The sequence below is a fragment of the Bacillus sp. FSL R7-0166 genome (genome assembly GCF_038008935.1).
Taxonomy (GTDB): domain Bacteria; phylum Bacillota; class Bacilli; order Bacillales; family Bacillaceae; genus Bacillus; species Bacillus altitudinis.
Window position 1 is genome coordinate 2615778 of the sequence record NZ_JBBPAC010000001.1, and the last position, 13399, is coordinate 2629176.

At 41.6% G+C, this 13399-nt stretch carries 15 protein-coding genes and 1 other annotated feature; of the genes, 8 read left to right on the top strand and 7 right to left on the bottom strand.

The window, feature by feature from the left end; all coding sequences use genetic code 11:
- Positions 1-283 precede the first annotated feature (283 nt).
- Positions 284-1099, top strand: coding sequence for a histidinol-phosphatase HisJ (gene hisJ / locus NST01_RS13450; RefSeq protein ID WP_265153719.1), 816 nt, complete (start codon positions 284-286; stop codon positions 1097-1099).
- On the opposite strand, the gene refZ is transcribed toward hisJ, so the two are convergent.
- Positions 1069-1734, bottom strand: coding sequence for a forespore capture DNA-binding protein RefZ (gene refZ / locus NST01_RS13455; RefSeq protein WP_017358301.1), 666 nt, complete (start codon positions 1732-1734; stop codon positions 1069-1071). The two genes, hisJ and refZ, sit on opposite strands and share 31 nt — an antisense overlap.
- A gap of 126 nt (positions 1735-1860) precedes the next feature.
- Here refZ and NST01_RS13460 point away from each other — a divergent pair, with 126 nt between their 5' ends.
- The 3 genes from NST01_RS13460 (at position 1861) to NST01_RS13470 (ending at position 4070) form a co-directional block, all read left to right on the top strand.
- Positions 1861-2361 (top strand): GAF domain-containing protein, encoded by a 501-nt coding sequence (locus NST01_RS13460; protein ID WP_046344223.1) that lies wholly within the window; start codon positions 1861-1863, stop codon positions 2359-2361.
- Positions 2362-2670: 309 nt separating this feature from the next.
- On the top strand, positions 2671-3273 hold the full coding sequence (gene rpsD, locus NST01_RS13465) for a 30S ribosomal protein S4 (protein WP_007501777.1): 603 nt from the start codon (positions 2671-2673) through the stop codon (positions 3271-3273).
- A gap of 236 nt (positions 3274-3509) precedes the next feature.
- Positions 3510-4070: a hypothetical protein gene (locus NST01_RS13470; RefSeq protein ID WP_035702040.1), complete on the top strand. Its 561-nt coding sequence runs from the start codon at positions 3510-3512 to the stop codon at positions 4068-4070.
- A gap of 8 nt (positions 4071-4078) precedes the next feature.
- Here the strand turns inward: NST01_RS13470 and NST01_RS13475 are convergent, their stop codons facing one another.
- From NST01_RS13475 to NST01_RS13485, 3 genes are all read right to left on the bottom strand, one after another.
- On the bottom strand, positions 4079-4678 hold the full coding sequence (locus tag NST01_RS13475; RefSeq protein WP_414092521.1) for a cysteine hydrolase family protein: 600 nt from the start codon (positions 4676-4678) through the stop codon (positions 4079-4081).
- A gap of 49 nt (positions 4679-4727) precedes the next feature.
- Positions 4728-4940 (bottom strand): hypothetical protein, encoded by a 213-nt coding sequence (locus tag NST01_RS13480; RefSeq protein WP_341042002.1) that lies wholly within the window; start codon positions 4938-4940, stop codon positions 4728-4730.
- A 95-nt stretch (positions 4941-5035) separates the two neighbouring features.
- The gene (locus NST01_RS13485) at positions 5036-5614 is read right to left on the bottom strand and encodes an esterase/lipase family protein (protein WP_409333920.1); all 579 of its coding nucleotides are present in this window, start codon (positions 5612-5614) and stop codon (positions 5036-5038) included.
- Between the two features lie 271 nt (positions 5615-5885).
- Between NST01_RS13485 and NST01_RS13490 the strand changes: the two genes are divergently transcribed.
- Complete coding sequence (locus NST01_RS13490; protein ID WP_341042005.1) at positions 5886-6227, top strand: antibiotic biosynthesis monooxygenase family protein; 342 nt, start codon at positions 5886-5888, stop codon at positions 6225-6227.
- Between the two features lie 128 nt (positions 6228-6355).
- On the opposite strand, the gene tyrS is transcribed toward NST01_RS13490, so the two are convergent.
- Both tyrS and acsA read right to left on the bottom strand, forming a co-directional pair.
- The gene (gene tyrS, locus NST01_RS13495) at positions 6356-7624 is read right to left on the bottom strand and encodes a tyrosine--tRNA ligase (RefSeq protein WP_039964123.1); all 1269 of its coding nucleotides are present in this window, start codon (positions 7622-7624) and stop codon (positions 6356-6358) included.
- A gap of 53 nt (positions 7625-7677) precedes the next feature.
- Positions 7678-7913: a binding site (T-box leader), on the bottom strand.
- Positions 7914-7972: 59 nt separating this feature from the next.
- On the bottom strand, positions 7973-9697 hold the full coding sequence (gene acsA / locus NST01_RS13500; protein ID WP_035391106.1) for an acetate--CoA ligase: 1725 nt from the start codon (positions 9695-9697) through the stop codon (positions 7973-7975).
- Between the two features lie 155 nt (positions 9698-9852).
- Here acsA and NST01_RS13505 point away from each other — a divergent pair, with 155 nt between their 5' ends.
- Genes NST01_RS13505 through NST01_RS13515 form a run of 3 tightly spaced genes read left to right on the top strand, consistent with a single transcriptional unit; the run spans position 9853 to position 12322 of the window.
- Complete coding sequence (locus NST01_RS13505) at positions 9853-10485, top strand: GNAT family N-acetyltransferase (protein WP_017358311.1); 633 nt, start codon at positions 9853-9855, stop codon at positions 10483-10485.
- A 38-nt stretch (positions 10486-10523) separates the two neighbouring features.
- A complete protein-coding gene (locus NST01_RS13510) occupies positions 10524-11165 on the top strand; it encodes a CBS and ACT domain-containing protein (RefSeq protein WP_008343059.1) in 642 nt (213 codons plus the stop codon).
- The gene (locus tag NST01_RS13515) at positions 11162-12322 is read left to right on the top strand and encodes an acetoin utilization protein AcuC (protein WP_144680007.1); all 1161 of its coding nucleotides are present in this window, start codon (positions 11162-11164) and stop codon (positions 12320-12322) included. Before NST01_RS13510 ends, NST01_RS13515 begins: the two co-directional genes overlap by 4 nt.
- A gap of 42 nt (positions 12323-12364) precedes the next feature.
- On the opposite strand, the gene ccpA is transcribed toward NST01_RS13515, so the two are convergent.
- Entirely contained in the window at positions 12365-13366 is a 1002-nt protein-coding gene (gene ccpA / locus NST01_RS13520) for a catabolite control protein A (protein ID WP_035702055.1), read from the bottom strand.
- Positions 13367-13399: the final 33 nt, after the last annotated feature.

Here is a 13399-nt window from a genome sequence, read left to right on the forward strand (position 1 = left end):
CCTGAGAACCCTTTCGTGTCCGCTTTGCATTTGTTTTTTATAAGCAGGATTGTATTTTTTCCAATACGATCCATTCACGGTTTTATGTATGTTTTTTCAAGAAAGTCATTCAGGCTTTCTATCATTTGGCCACATGTATTGATGTGACCTGTTTTTATGTATGCGGAAGCTGTCGTTTTCATTGTTATTATGATACCATGTAACCAGCATTTTTGGTCATGATTTTTCATTATTTTCGCTGATAAACATGACGTTTTTCAAAATATCGACAAGAGGTGACGACATGTTGAAACAAGATGCACATTTACATACGCCATTTTGCCCGCACGGTACGCTTGATCCTTTTCATTCTTATATTGAAAAAGCAATGAAAAAGGGATTTGATTCCATCACCTTTACCGAGCATGCCCCGCTGCCTCCTTCGTTTCGAGATCCAACGCCTGAGCAGGATAGCGCCATGAAGCTTCAAGACCTTGAAGCCTATTTGACGAAGCTGGATCAGCTGAAACAGGAATATAAAGGACAGTTAATAGTAAAAACTGGGCTTGAGGTCGACTATATCAAAGAGTATGAAGAGGAAACAAGTGCCTTTTTAGACTGCTACGGCCCTGAACTAGACGATAGCATTTTATCTGTTCATTTTCTTCCTGCTGGCAATGATTATATTTGTCTTGATTTTGATGAGCACGCCTTCAAGCAGCTGATCAGTATCTATGGCAGCACCGAACACGTCTATCAAAGCTACTATGACCAAATTCATTCTTCTATTCTATCATCTTTAGGTCCATATAAGCCAAAGAGAATCGGTCATATCACCCTTGTCCAGAAATTCAAACAACTTTTCCCATACGAAATGTCGCCAGAACTATGTCAAAGGGTCACCCTTTGTCTTGAAGAAACGGCAAAAAAAGGCATGTCCTTAGATTTTAATACATCAGGTCTTCGTAAAACATATGCCAGAAGTATCTATTTAGATAAATGGATGATCGATCTTGCAAAACAGAAAAAAATTCCGCTCATATTCGGGTCTGATGCCCATCAAGCGGAAGATCTCGGATATGCGTATGATCAATTTGAAGACATCATGAGTTTCAGGTGAGGATCAAGTGCGGGTTCATTTGGTTCTAACAGATGATGAAGCGACCGGCTCAGTTCCTTATAGTACGTTTGATAAAAGTAAGGCTCGCTTGGGTTGATATAAAGCACCTCTGTTAAATATTGCGGCTGCAGATATGGCATCATCAGAAGTGATTTTAGCTGGATCATAAATGATGAGAGTGACAGCTGCTTACAAATCACATGGGTGCTTTTTCCTTTTTCAATGATGAGCTGAAACAAGTATTTTTCCTTTGTTAAATAGGTGGACATGATTTCCCTGATCAGCGTTGAATCAATGGTCACTTCTCGATAAACGAAACGGGTTAATTGACGATTTTCATGCTGATAAGATAAAATATCAAAAACCACATGAAGTAAACATTCTTTTGCATGACGGGTTTCCATGTGCTGGATGTGCGATTCAATCATCTGAATATAGCCTTCATAAAAATCGGATACGAGCTGCTCGAGCAGCCCTCCTTTTCCTTGAAAGTAATAAGATATATGGGCAACGTTGACGTTTGCTTCCTTCGCAATCTCACGGACAGAGGTTCCAGAAAATCCTTTTTGGTTAAAAAGTCTGATGGCAGCTTCAATAATACGGTCTTTTGTTTGCACGGTTGTTGATGTTTTCATCCGCTCACCCCTCTTCATGTGTACATACTTCAAGGTGAAGGCGGAAGTTCCTTTAATCATTGCTCGACAAATCCCACATGTGAAGCGCAAGTTATGTATTTTTGAGATAGAAAGTAGGAGATTTTCATGTTTCATGTCGAAAAACAGTCTGGTGATCCATCGAAAGACTATCAATTACTCATCAAGCAAGTAGAAGCGATTACGGATGGTGAACCTGATCTCATTGCCAACCTAGCCAATGCTGCGGCGCTGCTTTATCACTCGCTTCCTGAAGTCAATTGGGCAGGATTTTATTTAGCAAAAGGCGGAGAGCTTGTGCTTGGTCCATTCAACGGACTACCCGCATGTGTACGCATTCCTTCTGGAAAAGGGGTTTGCGGTACAGCATTTGCGACAGGTGATGTACAGCGTATCGCTGATGTCCATGCATTCCCTGGTCATATTGCATGTGATGCCGCATCGCAGTCTGAAATCGTGATCCCTCTTAAAGTAAATGGACAAATCATTGGGGTACTCGACATTGACAGTCCAGTGAAAGATCGTTTCAATGAAATAGATGAAACGTACTTAGTTCAATTTACAGAGGTTGTCCAAAATGCGTTATCAGCATCTACTGATGCGTCATGATACTTGAAAAGCAGACAATGTGTCTGCTTTTTTGTTTTGCTTTCTTCCCGAATGAATGCCGACCACGTTTGACATTCTCCTCTTTAAATAGGTTGACTTCTCCTATCTGGCGTCATATAATAGAGTTTGTGTGAAATATGGCAGCCTTTTTGTTCGGCTTTTTTGTATCATTTTGTTCCTTCTATATGGAGGTGCATCTTGTAACTCCCTGCTGCTGGAGCGAGGATGCATGAAAACATAATGACGGAAAAGACAAAGAACAGACGGTTTTTATTTTTCACAAATAAAAACATAAGGAGGAGTCACATTATGGCTCGCTATACAGGTCCAAGTTGGAAGATTTCCCGCCGTTTAGGCATTTCATTAAGCGGAACAGGTAAGGAACTTGAAAAACGCCCTTACGCTCCAGGCCCACATGGTCCAGGACAACGCAAAAAACTATCTGAATACGGTTTACAATTACAAGAGAAGCAAAAGCTTCGTCACATGTACGGTGTCAACGAACGTCAATTCCGTACACTATTTGACAGAGCTGCTAAACTTCCTGGTAAACAAGGTGAAAACTTCATGATTCTTCTTGAAACTCGCCTTGACAACCTAGTATACCGTCTTGGCCTTGCTCGTACGCGCCGCCAAGCTCGTCAGCTAGTAAACCATGGTCACATCCTTGTTGATGGAAGCCGTGTAGACATCCCATCTTTCTCTGTGAAACCAGGTCAAACGATTGCTCTTCGTGAGAAATCTCAAAACCTTGCAGTTGTGAAAGAATCAGTTGAAGTGAACAACTTCGTACCTGAATACCTTACTTTCGATGCTGAAAAGCTTGAAGGAACTTTCACTCGTCTTCCAGAGCGTTCTGAATTAGCGCCTGAAATCAGCGAACAACTAATCGTTGAGTTCTACTCTCGTTAATTTCATGACTCTCTCAGAGAGTGATCAAACAAACCCTAGAGACCTTGATTGTTCAAGGATTTCTAGGGTTTTTTGTTTGGTCTTTTGTACGATACTCTCTAGCTACAAATTTACACACAAGAAAATTAGAACACCGATTACTCTTTACTCTTTTTCATTTTCCTCTTACAATTACATTTACTGGATAACTCACAACTTAAAACAATAATGTAAAGAACGTTAAGGAGGAAAGCAATTTGTCGATTATTTCATTTATGTTAGCACTTATGCTCATTTCAATTGTTATCTATGCGATTTTGAGAAAGACAAAAGTTGTCGATGAAGCGCCTGGAGCTATCGCTGAAATTCTCCTCATTTTACTCATCTTTTTTTCGATTAGTTTTGTCATCATCATTCCAAGTTCTGTACTTTATGTTGTTTCATTAGGAGTGAATTTTCTTTTTGGAGAATATATTACCTATGCATCATTTCTTTCATTATTGACCTTCTGTCTATTCGTCAGTGGGATTGTTCTTTTTTGGTCGATCTTTTTAGTATTCATTGGTAAAGGAATTTCCTCTTTGCTAAGATTTCCTCAATGGTTCACGTTTATCTTTGAATTTTTACTCTCATGGATCGTTGTGCATTTCTCAATTAAGTTTGTCCTTAATATGAACATAGTCAATGTCTCCATTTGGGAGCACGGCACACTCATTTTATCTTTCTTTGTCAGCTTCTTATTTATTGGAATTGATCTCATCTACTCAAGTATTGAACAACGAAAACAGCCGCTGGATGAACAAGCAAAAAGCTCCTAGAGATGATTCTAGGAGCTTTTGCTTGCCCAATTTGTGATCAGCTGCTCAGTTGTCAGGATAGTCGCAAATTCGTCATGCAGTGTTGCAAGTGAAAGGCGATGGATCGTTTCTGGATCATAGTATGTACCGGTTTGATCTGCGAGTCCAAAGGCGGCTGTTGCATCCGACATGAGGTATGTCTCAAAGCCTAGGTTTCCACTCATTCTTGTTGTGGTAGATACGCAGTGTGGTGTTGTGAGTCCAGCGATCACAATAGTGTCGATCTCGTTCGATCTTAGTTGTTCCTCTAAGTTTGTACCTATAAAGCTACTGTTGACTTTCTTTTGTATGACCGTTTCTTCATCTAGCGGTTTGGCGACCTCTTTGAAGGAGTGCCCTTCATTTGCTGGATGAAATAAGGAGTGCGGCTGATCCGATGTATGCTGAATATGAATGACTGTCCAGCCTTTTTCTCTCCAAAACGTCAATAGACGACTGATGTTCTTCTCTGCATCTAGATTATTCCGTTCTCCCCATTGTTCGTGCTCGAATGCTTTCTGTACATCGACCATAATCAAAGCCTTTTGATGATGTTGCACAAATCCCCACCTCCAAAGAATCTCGTTCATTATATGTAGTGTAAGGAATGGTGGTTGATTTGTACATGTTTTTATTTGGCTATGTACGATGTTTTGTCTGTTTTTGCACTAAAAAGAGAAACCACACACTGGCTATTAAGTAATAGATGCCAATGATGGATGTACAATTAGATATGACTTCTGTCCATTGCACTGATTTGACGATTGCCATCCAGATTATATAGATGATCAGAAATGAACATGGGAAATAGAGAAAGTAGCCTAAGAAATGTTGTTTGAGTTTTTGCGTCATCTTTTATCCTCCTAAAAATCTTCTCCAACACCTAGCAGCTCCCATATAACCATGACATCAAAAAAGACAGCACAAATCGCTGTCTTTTTCATTTTTTAATTCGTATTCTGTCCTCCGCCATTCAATCCTTCTTTCACATAGCCTTTGACTTGGCTTGAGGTTAATAGACCGATATGTCCAACGCCGTGGATGAGGACGTTTCTCGCGCCAATTAAACGCGAAAGGCTGTTGACGACAATGAGATCGGCTGAGCTATAGACAGATGTGTAAAGAATTTTTTGATTTGGATCGGTGCCTGGTAATGCTCTGAGTGATACGAGTCCATTCGCTCCACCAAGTGTGACGACGTTTTCAATTTTATCTCCGCCGTCTAGGTTTTTAATATAGTATAACGTGTTCGCACCACCCATACTATGAGCCACAATATCTACTTTTTTGGCGCCCGTTTTGGCTAGTACATCTTTGACGAATCTAGAGAGCCTCGGGCCATTGTTCAGGTTATTACCTGTTTTGTCTATGAAATCGATTGCAAAAAGTTGGTTTTGATCCCATCCCTGTGATACCAAGTATCGTTTGATCGAAGCAAAGTTATAAGACGCACCGCCCATACCATGTACCATCACTACCGGATTATGCTCAGCCGCTTTGGCCTCTTTCGGCTGGATGAAGACCATTGAACCTAGCACTAAGGCAAGCGCAATCAGAATTTGCAAACTCCTTTTCTTTAAAACGATCATGTTCATTCCCCCTTAATTTTCTGATACGTCTCTATTTTAAACAAGAAAAATATGACAGAAAAGTGAACAAGGTAATATTTATCAGATGATTTTACAGCACAATACCTAATGAAAAAGCACCATGGTCTTTTTGAAATTAAAACAAAAAGACTACGGACCTCTCTATCTTTCATATATAATGTGAATAGACAAAAGGAGGTTCTACTAGATGCTATTTACTCAAACACCTGCACCACCTTACTATGCAGTCATTTTCACATCAAAACGAACAAATGTTGAGCAGAAAGAATACGCTGCTGCTGCTCAAAAAATGGAACAATTAGCGAAAGAACTAGACGGGTTTCTTGGAATGGAAAGTGCACGAGATGAACATGGTGTTGGAATCACTGTCTCTTACTGGGATTCATTAGCAGCCATCAAAGAATGGAAAGCACATACAGCACATCAGCGTGTTCAAAAAAAAGGAAAAAAAGATTGGTATGAATCCTATACAACCCGAATTTGTAAGGTAGAACATGCTTATACAAACGAAGATTCACTTCTTGAATAAGAAACAGACAAATGAGAGAAAACCGCTCTGTAAAAGCTTAATTCCTACTTCTGAATAAAAAAGAAAAGCACCTCAATGTATATGAACATTTGAGGTGCTTTTCATGATACTTACTGTTGCATAAGGATTTATTTATACGTCACAAGGAAGTATTTCTTTTTCCCTCTTCTTAAGACCGTAAATTGGTTTTCAATTCGGTCTTCAGCTGAAAGCACATAGTCTTTGTCGGTTTGTCTCTCTCCGTTGATGTAGACGGCACCGTTTGTGATATCTTCACGTGCTTGACGTTTTGATGGAGACAGTTTTGATTCGACAAGAACATCAACAAGTGTTAATTCTTCTGCACTGTCTTTCTCCATTGATGGCACATCTTTAAAGCCTACTTTCACTTCTTCTGCTGTAAGAGATTTGATCTCGCCTTTAAATAGCGCATTTGAGATGTTGACAGCCTGTTCTAGTGATTCACGGCCATGCACAAGTGTTGTGACTTCTTCTGCCAAACGGCGCTGTGCTTCACGCTTTTCAGGGGCTGTTTGCACTTTTTCTTCGTACGATGCGATCTCTTCTTTTGATAGGAACGTAAAGTATTTTAAGTATTTCACGACATCACGGTCATCTGTGTTAATCCAGAATTGGTAGAATTCATATGGTGATGTTTTTTCTTTATCTAACCAGATGGCACCACCTTCTGTTTTCCCAAACTTCGTGCCGTCTGCTTTTGTGACAAGCGGCATGGTGAGACCGAATGCTTTTGCGCCTTCTGCTTCAGACTTACGGATCAACTCAAGTCCAGATGTGATATTTCCCCACTGGTCACTTCCGCCGATTTGCAGCTTACAGTTTTCATTTCTGTAAAGGTTCAAGAAGTCTAACGATTGCAGAATCACGTAGCTGAATTCTGTGTACGAAATCCCTGTTTCAATACGGGAGCTGACGATATCTTTTGCGAGCATGAAGTTGACACCGAAGTTCTTTCCAATATCACGAAGGAACGTGATGACATTCATTTGACTGATCCAGTCATAGTTATTGACGATAACAGCTGGGTTGTCACCTGCTTCAAAATCAAGGAATTGAGAGAGCTGGCCTTTGATTTTCTCTGACCACTGTTCGACGATTTCTGCTGGGTTTAGTGAACGTTCTGCTTTTTTGAAACTTGGGTCACCAATCAGTCCAGTTGCGCCGCCAACAAGTGCAATCGGATGATGACCTGCTTCTTGGAATCTGCGCAATGTTAAAATTGGGAGTAAGTGACCAATGTGCAAGCTGTCAGCTGTTGGATCAAAGCCGGAGTATAGCTTGATTTTTTCTTCTGCTAATAATTTTGTTAAACCTTCTTCATCTGTTTGCTGCTGAATTAATCCTCTGAACGATAAATCTTCCATCAATTGACTCATATCCAAATCTCCTTTTTTTACAATTCAACATAAAAAACGCCCCTTCGAATGAACGAAGGGACGATATATATCGCGGTACCACCCTGCTTAAAAGACAAAACAACACGTCTTTTCACTTACACTGATAACGGACAGATCCGTTCTTTCACTAATCAGATAGCATATGCTCCTTTTCGTAAAAGCGGTTCGTGAGGGTAATTCGAATATCTCTGTGTACTGACTCGCACCAGCCGTCAGCTCTCTTGGACAGGGAAAGATGATTCTACTGAATCTCAGTCAAAACCTTTTCATATTCAACTAAAGTCATTTTTAACATACTTTTGATATCAAGTCAACTGACGGAAGTGATTAATCTTCCATTGTCGAGAGATCGCCAGCAGGTAAATTCAGTTCCCACGCTTTTAGCACACGTCTCATAATTTTACCGCTGCGTGTTTTTGGCAATTTGTCTTTAAACTCAATTTCTCTCGGTGCTGCATGTGCAGCGAGTCCTTTTTTCACGAACGTACGAATTTCTTCTTTCAGGTCATCAGACGGTTCGTATCCGCTTCTAAGCGCTATAAATGCTTTAATAATTTCACCGCGCACAGGATCTGGTTTTCCGATGACACCAGCCTCTGCAATGGCCGGATGTTCCACCAGTTTACTTTCTACCTCAAATGGACCGACCCGCTCTCCTGACGTCATGATGACATCGTCGACACGTCCCTGGAACCAGAAGTATCCGTCTTCATCCATATAAGCAGAATCTCCTGAAACATACCAATCTCCCGGCATAAAGTAAGATTCATATTTTTCAGGATTGTTCCAGATCGTATGCATCATAGACGGCCAGCCTTTTTTGATGGCAAGGTTCCCCATCCGGTATGGCGGAAGTTCATTTCCGGCATTATCCACAATCGCAGCTTCAACGCCTGGAATTGGTTTCCCCATCGAACCTGGTTTGATATCCATGGATGGATAGTTACAAATCAGCTGTGCACCTGTTTCTGTCATCCACCAAGTATCATGAATTCGTTTACCGAATACAGCGTCTCCCCAGCGGATCACTTCTGGATTAAGTGGCTCTCCTACACTTAACACATGACGGAGTGAGCTGAGATCATATTTTTGAATGAGATCGTCTCCTGCTCCCATCAGCATTCTGAAGGCTGTCGGTGCACTGTACCAAACGGTCACACCAAGCGATTCAATGGTTTCGTACCACGTATCAGGATTGAACCTGCCGCCTAAAATCACATTCGTCGCTCCATTCAACCACGGAGAAAAAATACCGTACACCGTCCCTGTTACCCAGCCTGGATCAGCTGTACACCAGTAGACATCTTCTTCTTTCAAATCAAGTACCCATTTACCCGTCTGGCCTTGCTGCACCATTGCGCCATGAACATGGAGCACACCTTTTGGCGTACCAGTGGACCCTGACGTGTAATGAAGCAAGTATCCATCTTTTTCATCCATCCACTCGATTTCAAGTTCCTTCGCTGCCTGCTCAAATGCTTCTTCAAAGTGAATCGTCCGCACACCACCTGCATCCTCTTTTTCACCACCGACAATGATGACGGATTCAAGCTTTGGAAGTTCTGCAAACGGAATCCGCTCAAGCAGATCAGGCGTTGTCACAATCACTTTTGCCTCACTATTTTCTAAACGATCTTTGACGGCACCTTCCATAAATGCCTCAAATAACGGACCGACGATCGCACCAATTTTGACAGCACCAAGCAGTAGAAAATAGAGCTCAGGTGATCTTGGCATAAAGATAAACACGCGATCCCCTTTTTGCACATGTGCCTGTTCTCTTAATAGATTTCCTGCTTTGTTTGTCTTGATTTTCATATCCCTGAACGTATACTTTTCATCCCGCTGTGAATCTTTGTAGTGAAGCGCCACCTTGTTTTTACGAAACGAGTCCGCATGTCTGTCAATCGCTTCATAAGCTGCATTTACTTTTCCTGTTTCATACCAAGAGAAATTTTTTCTCGCTTCCTCCCATGAAAATTCTTTGTATGCTTGCTCATAATCATTTAAATGATAGTCCCCTTTTACTGATGGTAGCGTTTCCACTTTCATCAAACAGTCCCCCTTTGCATACGTTTACAATGACCATTATAGTATAGATGACTTTTTTTCTCAATTTTTAAAAAACTTCTGATGAAACCGTTTTAATTATTGCAAGATTTAAGATAGAATAGAGACGACTCACTAGAATTTGAGGCGGTGGATACGTGGAGCATCCTAAAACTTATTATTCAAAAACCATTAAGCGAGAAACAGGTTCCATCCTGATTGAAGGACCGGTACCTGCATCAGAGCTTGCGAACTATACGTTTCATGAAGGACTAACGGCATTTCGCACGCCTGAGGAACAGAAACAAGCACTTGTTGAAATAGCAGATCTTCCTGAAGGACGTATTATCATTGCTAGGGTGGATGAGCTTGTCGTAGGCTATGTCACGTATTTGTACCCTGATCCGCTTGAACGCTGGTCAGAAGGCAACATGGACAATTTAATTGAGCTCGGTGCCATTGAAGTCGCTCCTCCATTCAGAGGCTGTTCACTTGGCAAGCATTTACTGGATGTGAGCATGATGGATGAGCAAATGGAGAATTACATTATCATTACAACTGAATATTACTGGCATTGGGATTTAAAGGGGACGAAGAAAAACGTGTGGGAGTACCGCAAAATGATGGAGAAAATGATGAACGCCGGCGGTCTTGTCTGGTTTGCAACAGACGAGCCAGAGATTAGCTCACATCCAGCCAATTGTTTAATGGCACGGATCGGAAAAAATGTAAGTCCTGATTCGATCGAGCGTTTCGATCGTCTTCGCTTCCATCAGCGCTTTATGTATTAACGTTCAATTCGTTTTTTTGGCAAAGGGGATTGGTAAACATGATGATTGAACAAATTATGGAGCGTGATGTGATCACGCTGCGCAAAACCGATACGATTGAAGAAGCCATTCAAAAAATGAGTGCACATCACATTCGGCATATTCCCATCGTATCTGAGCAGGGATCTGTCATTGGGATGGTGACAGATCGGGATATTAAAAATGCCAGTCCAAGTATTTTTGAAACAGAGAAAAGGCAGCTTTTTATTCAGCGGCCGGTTGAAGACATCATGGTGCTAGAGACGATTACCGCTCATCCGCTTGATTTCGTTGAGGAGATTTCAAGTGTCTTTTTTGAACACGGAATTGGCTGTCTTCCCGTTGTGAGACGCGGCAAGCTTGTAGGGATCATCACAAAAACAGATTTACTTCGTACGTTTGTAAGACTAACAGGTGCAGATCAGCCTGGATCACATTTAGAGGTTGAAGTAGCGCAAGTGACAGAGGGTCTTGCAGACATTACGTCCATTTTAAAAGAGCAGCATATTCAAATGCTGAGTGTACTCGTGTACCCACATGCCAATGAATCCTCTAAAGTGCTCGTCTTCCGCCTTCAAACGATGCATGCTGATCATGTGACGAAGCTAATTCGTGCAAAAGGCTATAAGGTGCTATGGCCTATGGAGCAGACGATCAAATGAAGGAAGCGACCTTTGTTTTTTCACCATCTTTTCAAACGTACCAGTTTCACCAAGATCATCCCTTCAATCAGCTTCGCGTCTACTTAACTTATGATCTTCTTCAAAAAATGAAGGCGTTAACGGATGATGAGATTGTCGCACCTCGTATGGCGACGCTGGAGGAATTAAAGCTTGTCCATACAGCAGACTACATTCAAGCAGTGCAGCGGGCAAGTGAAGGAAAACTGTCCACCACAGAGGGGGAACGTTATGGTCTTGGCACTGAGGACACCCCGATGTTTGCAGGGATGCATGAGGCAGCTTCTCTCCTAGTTGGCGGGACATTAACAGCAGTTGATCAAGTGATGCTTGGACATTCGCAGCATGCGCTCAATCTTGGCGGCGGGCTTCACCATGGATTTAAAGGGCGTGCTTCTGGCTTTTGTATTTATAATGACAGCTCTGTGGCCATTCAGTATATTCAAAAGACATATGGCGCTAGAATTTTATATATTGATACCGATGCTCATCATGGCGATGGTGTCCAGTTTAGCTTCTATGATGATCCAGAGGTATGTACTGTTTCCATTCATGAAACAGGGCGCTATTTGTTCCCTGGAACTGGACAAGTACAGGAAAGGGGTCATGATAAAGGCTATGGCTATGCATATAATATCCCGCTTGACGCATTTACAGAAGACGAATCATTTTTAGAAGCCTATCGAACAGCAGTGACAGAGATTGCTGCTTTTTTTAAACCAGATGTCATTTTGACACAAAATGGAGCAGATGCCCACTATTATGACCCTTTGACGCATTTATCTGCTACCATGAAAATATATGAGGAAATTCCTAGAATTGCCCATGAGCTGGCGCATCAATATTGTGATGGAAAATGGATCGCTGTGGGCGGAGGCGGCTATGATATTTGGCGTGTCGTCCCAAGAGCATGGAGCCGCATTTGGCTTGAGATGAAAGGCATCACACCACCAGATGCACTTCCTCAGGAATGGATTCGGGCATGGGAAAAACAATCGCCTGTTCCGCTTCCATCCACATGGCTAGATCCTGACGATCTATATCCACCGATTCCAAGAAGAGCAGAAATTACAGAAAAAAATGCACAAACGGTAGAAAAAGCACTCATGCCTGTTCGACGAGAAAAGAAAAAGGCATAAAAAAAGCAGGCGTCCACTGATCAAGTGAGCCTGCTTTCTTTTTTATTTCGTCGATTGTCTTTCTTCGATTCTATGTGGCAATTCAACAATTTGATCTTCTACTTGTTCTTTGTTCATGAGCTTTGTCAAAAGTCTCATCGCAACAGCGCCAATATCATAAGTAGGCTGAACAACTGTTGTCAATTGAGGGCGCACCATGAGGGATAGTCTTGTGTTATCAAAACCAATCACTTCTAAATCTTCAGGAATTGATACGCCTCTGTCCTGCGCTCCATGAATGACACCTAGCGCCATTTCGTCAGTAGCTGCAATCACAGCCGTCGGCTTGTCAGATTGATCAAGCAGATTAGCGAGCGCTTCAATACCAGAGTCATATGAGTAGTCTCCTTCAGCAACAAGCGCTTCGTCAAATACGATACCAGCTTCTTCAAGCGCACGCTTATAACCAGCAAGCTTTCTCATAGAGTTAATTGGTTCTGACATTGGTCCAGATACAAACGCAATTCGTTTATGTCCTTTTTCAACTAATAGCTGAACTGAATCATAAATGGCTTGTTCATAGTTAATGTTGACTGATGGTGTTTGTGCCTGCTCTTCAACAGATGCTGCAAGTACAATTGGTACAGGAGAGCGCTTAAATTCTTCCACATGCACATCTGTAATGTTTCCGCCCATAAAAACGATTCCATCTACTTGTTTGCCAAGCATTGTGTTTAACAAATGAAGTTCTTTATCAGTATTTTGGTCTGAGTTGCTCAAAATAATGTTGTACTTGTACATCGTCGCAATATCTTCAATTCCTCGTGCAAGCTCTGAATAGAAGATACTTGAAATATCAGGGATGATGACCCCAACTGTTGTAGTCTTTTTACTTGCAAGGCCTCGTGCGACTGCGTTCGGACGGTAGCCGAGACGATCAATTGCTTCAAGCACCTTTTTTCTTGTTGTTGGTTTTACGTTTGGATTACCATTAACAACGCGTGATACCGTTGCCATACTTACGTTTGCTTCTCTTGCTACATCATATATTGTAACATTATTCACATAAATCACTCCTTCAAATACACTTCATATCTA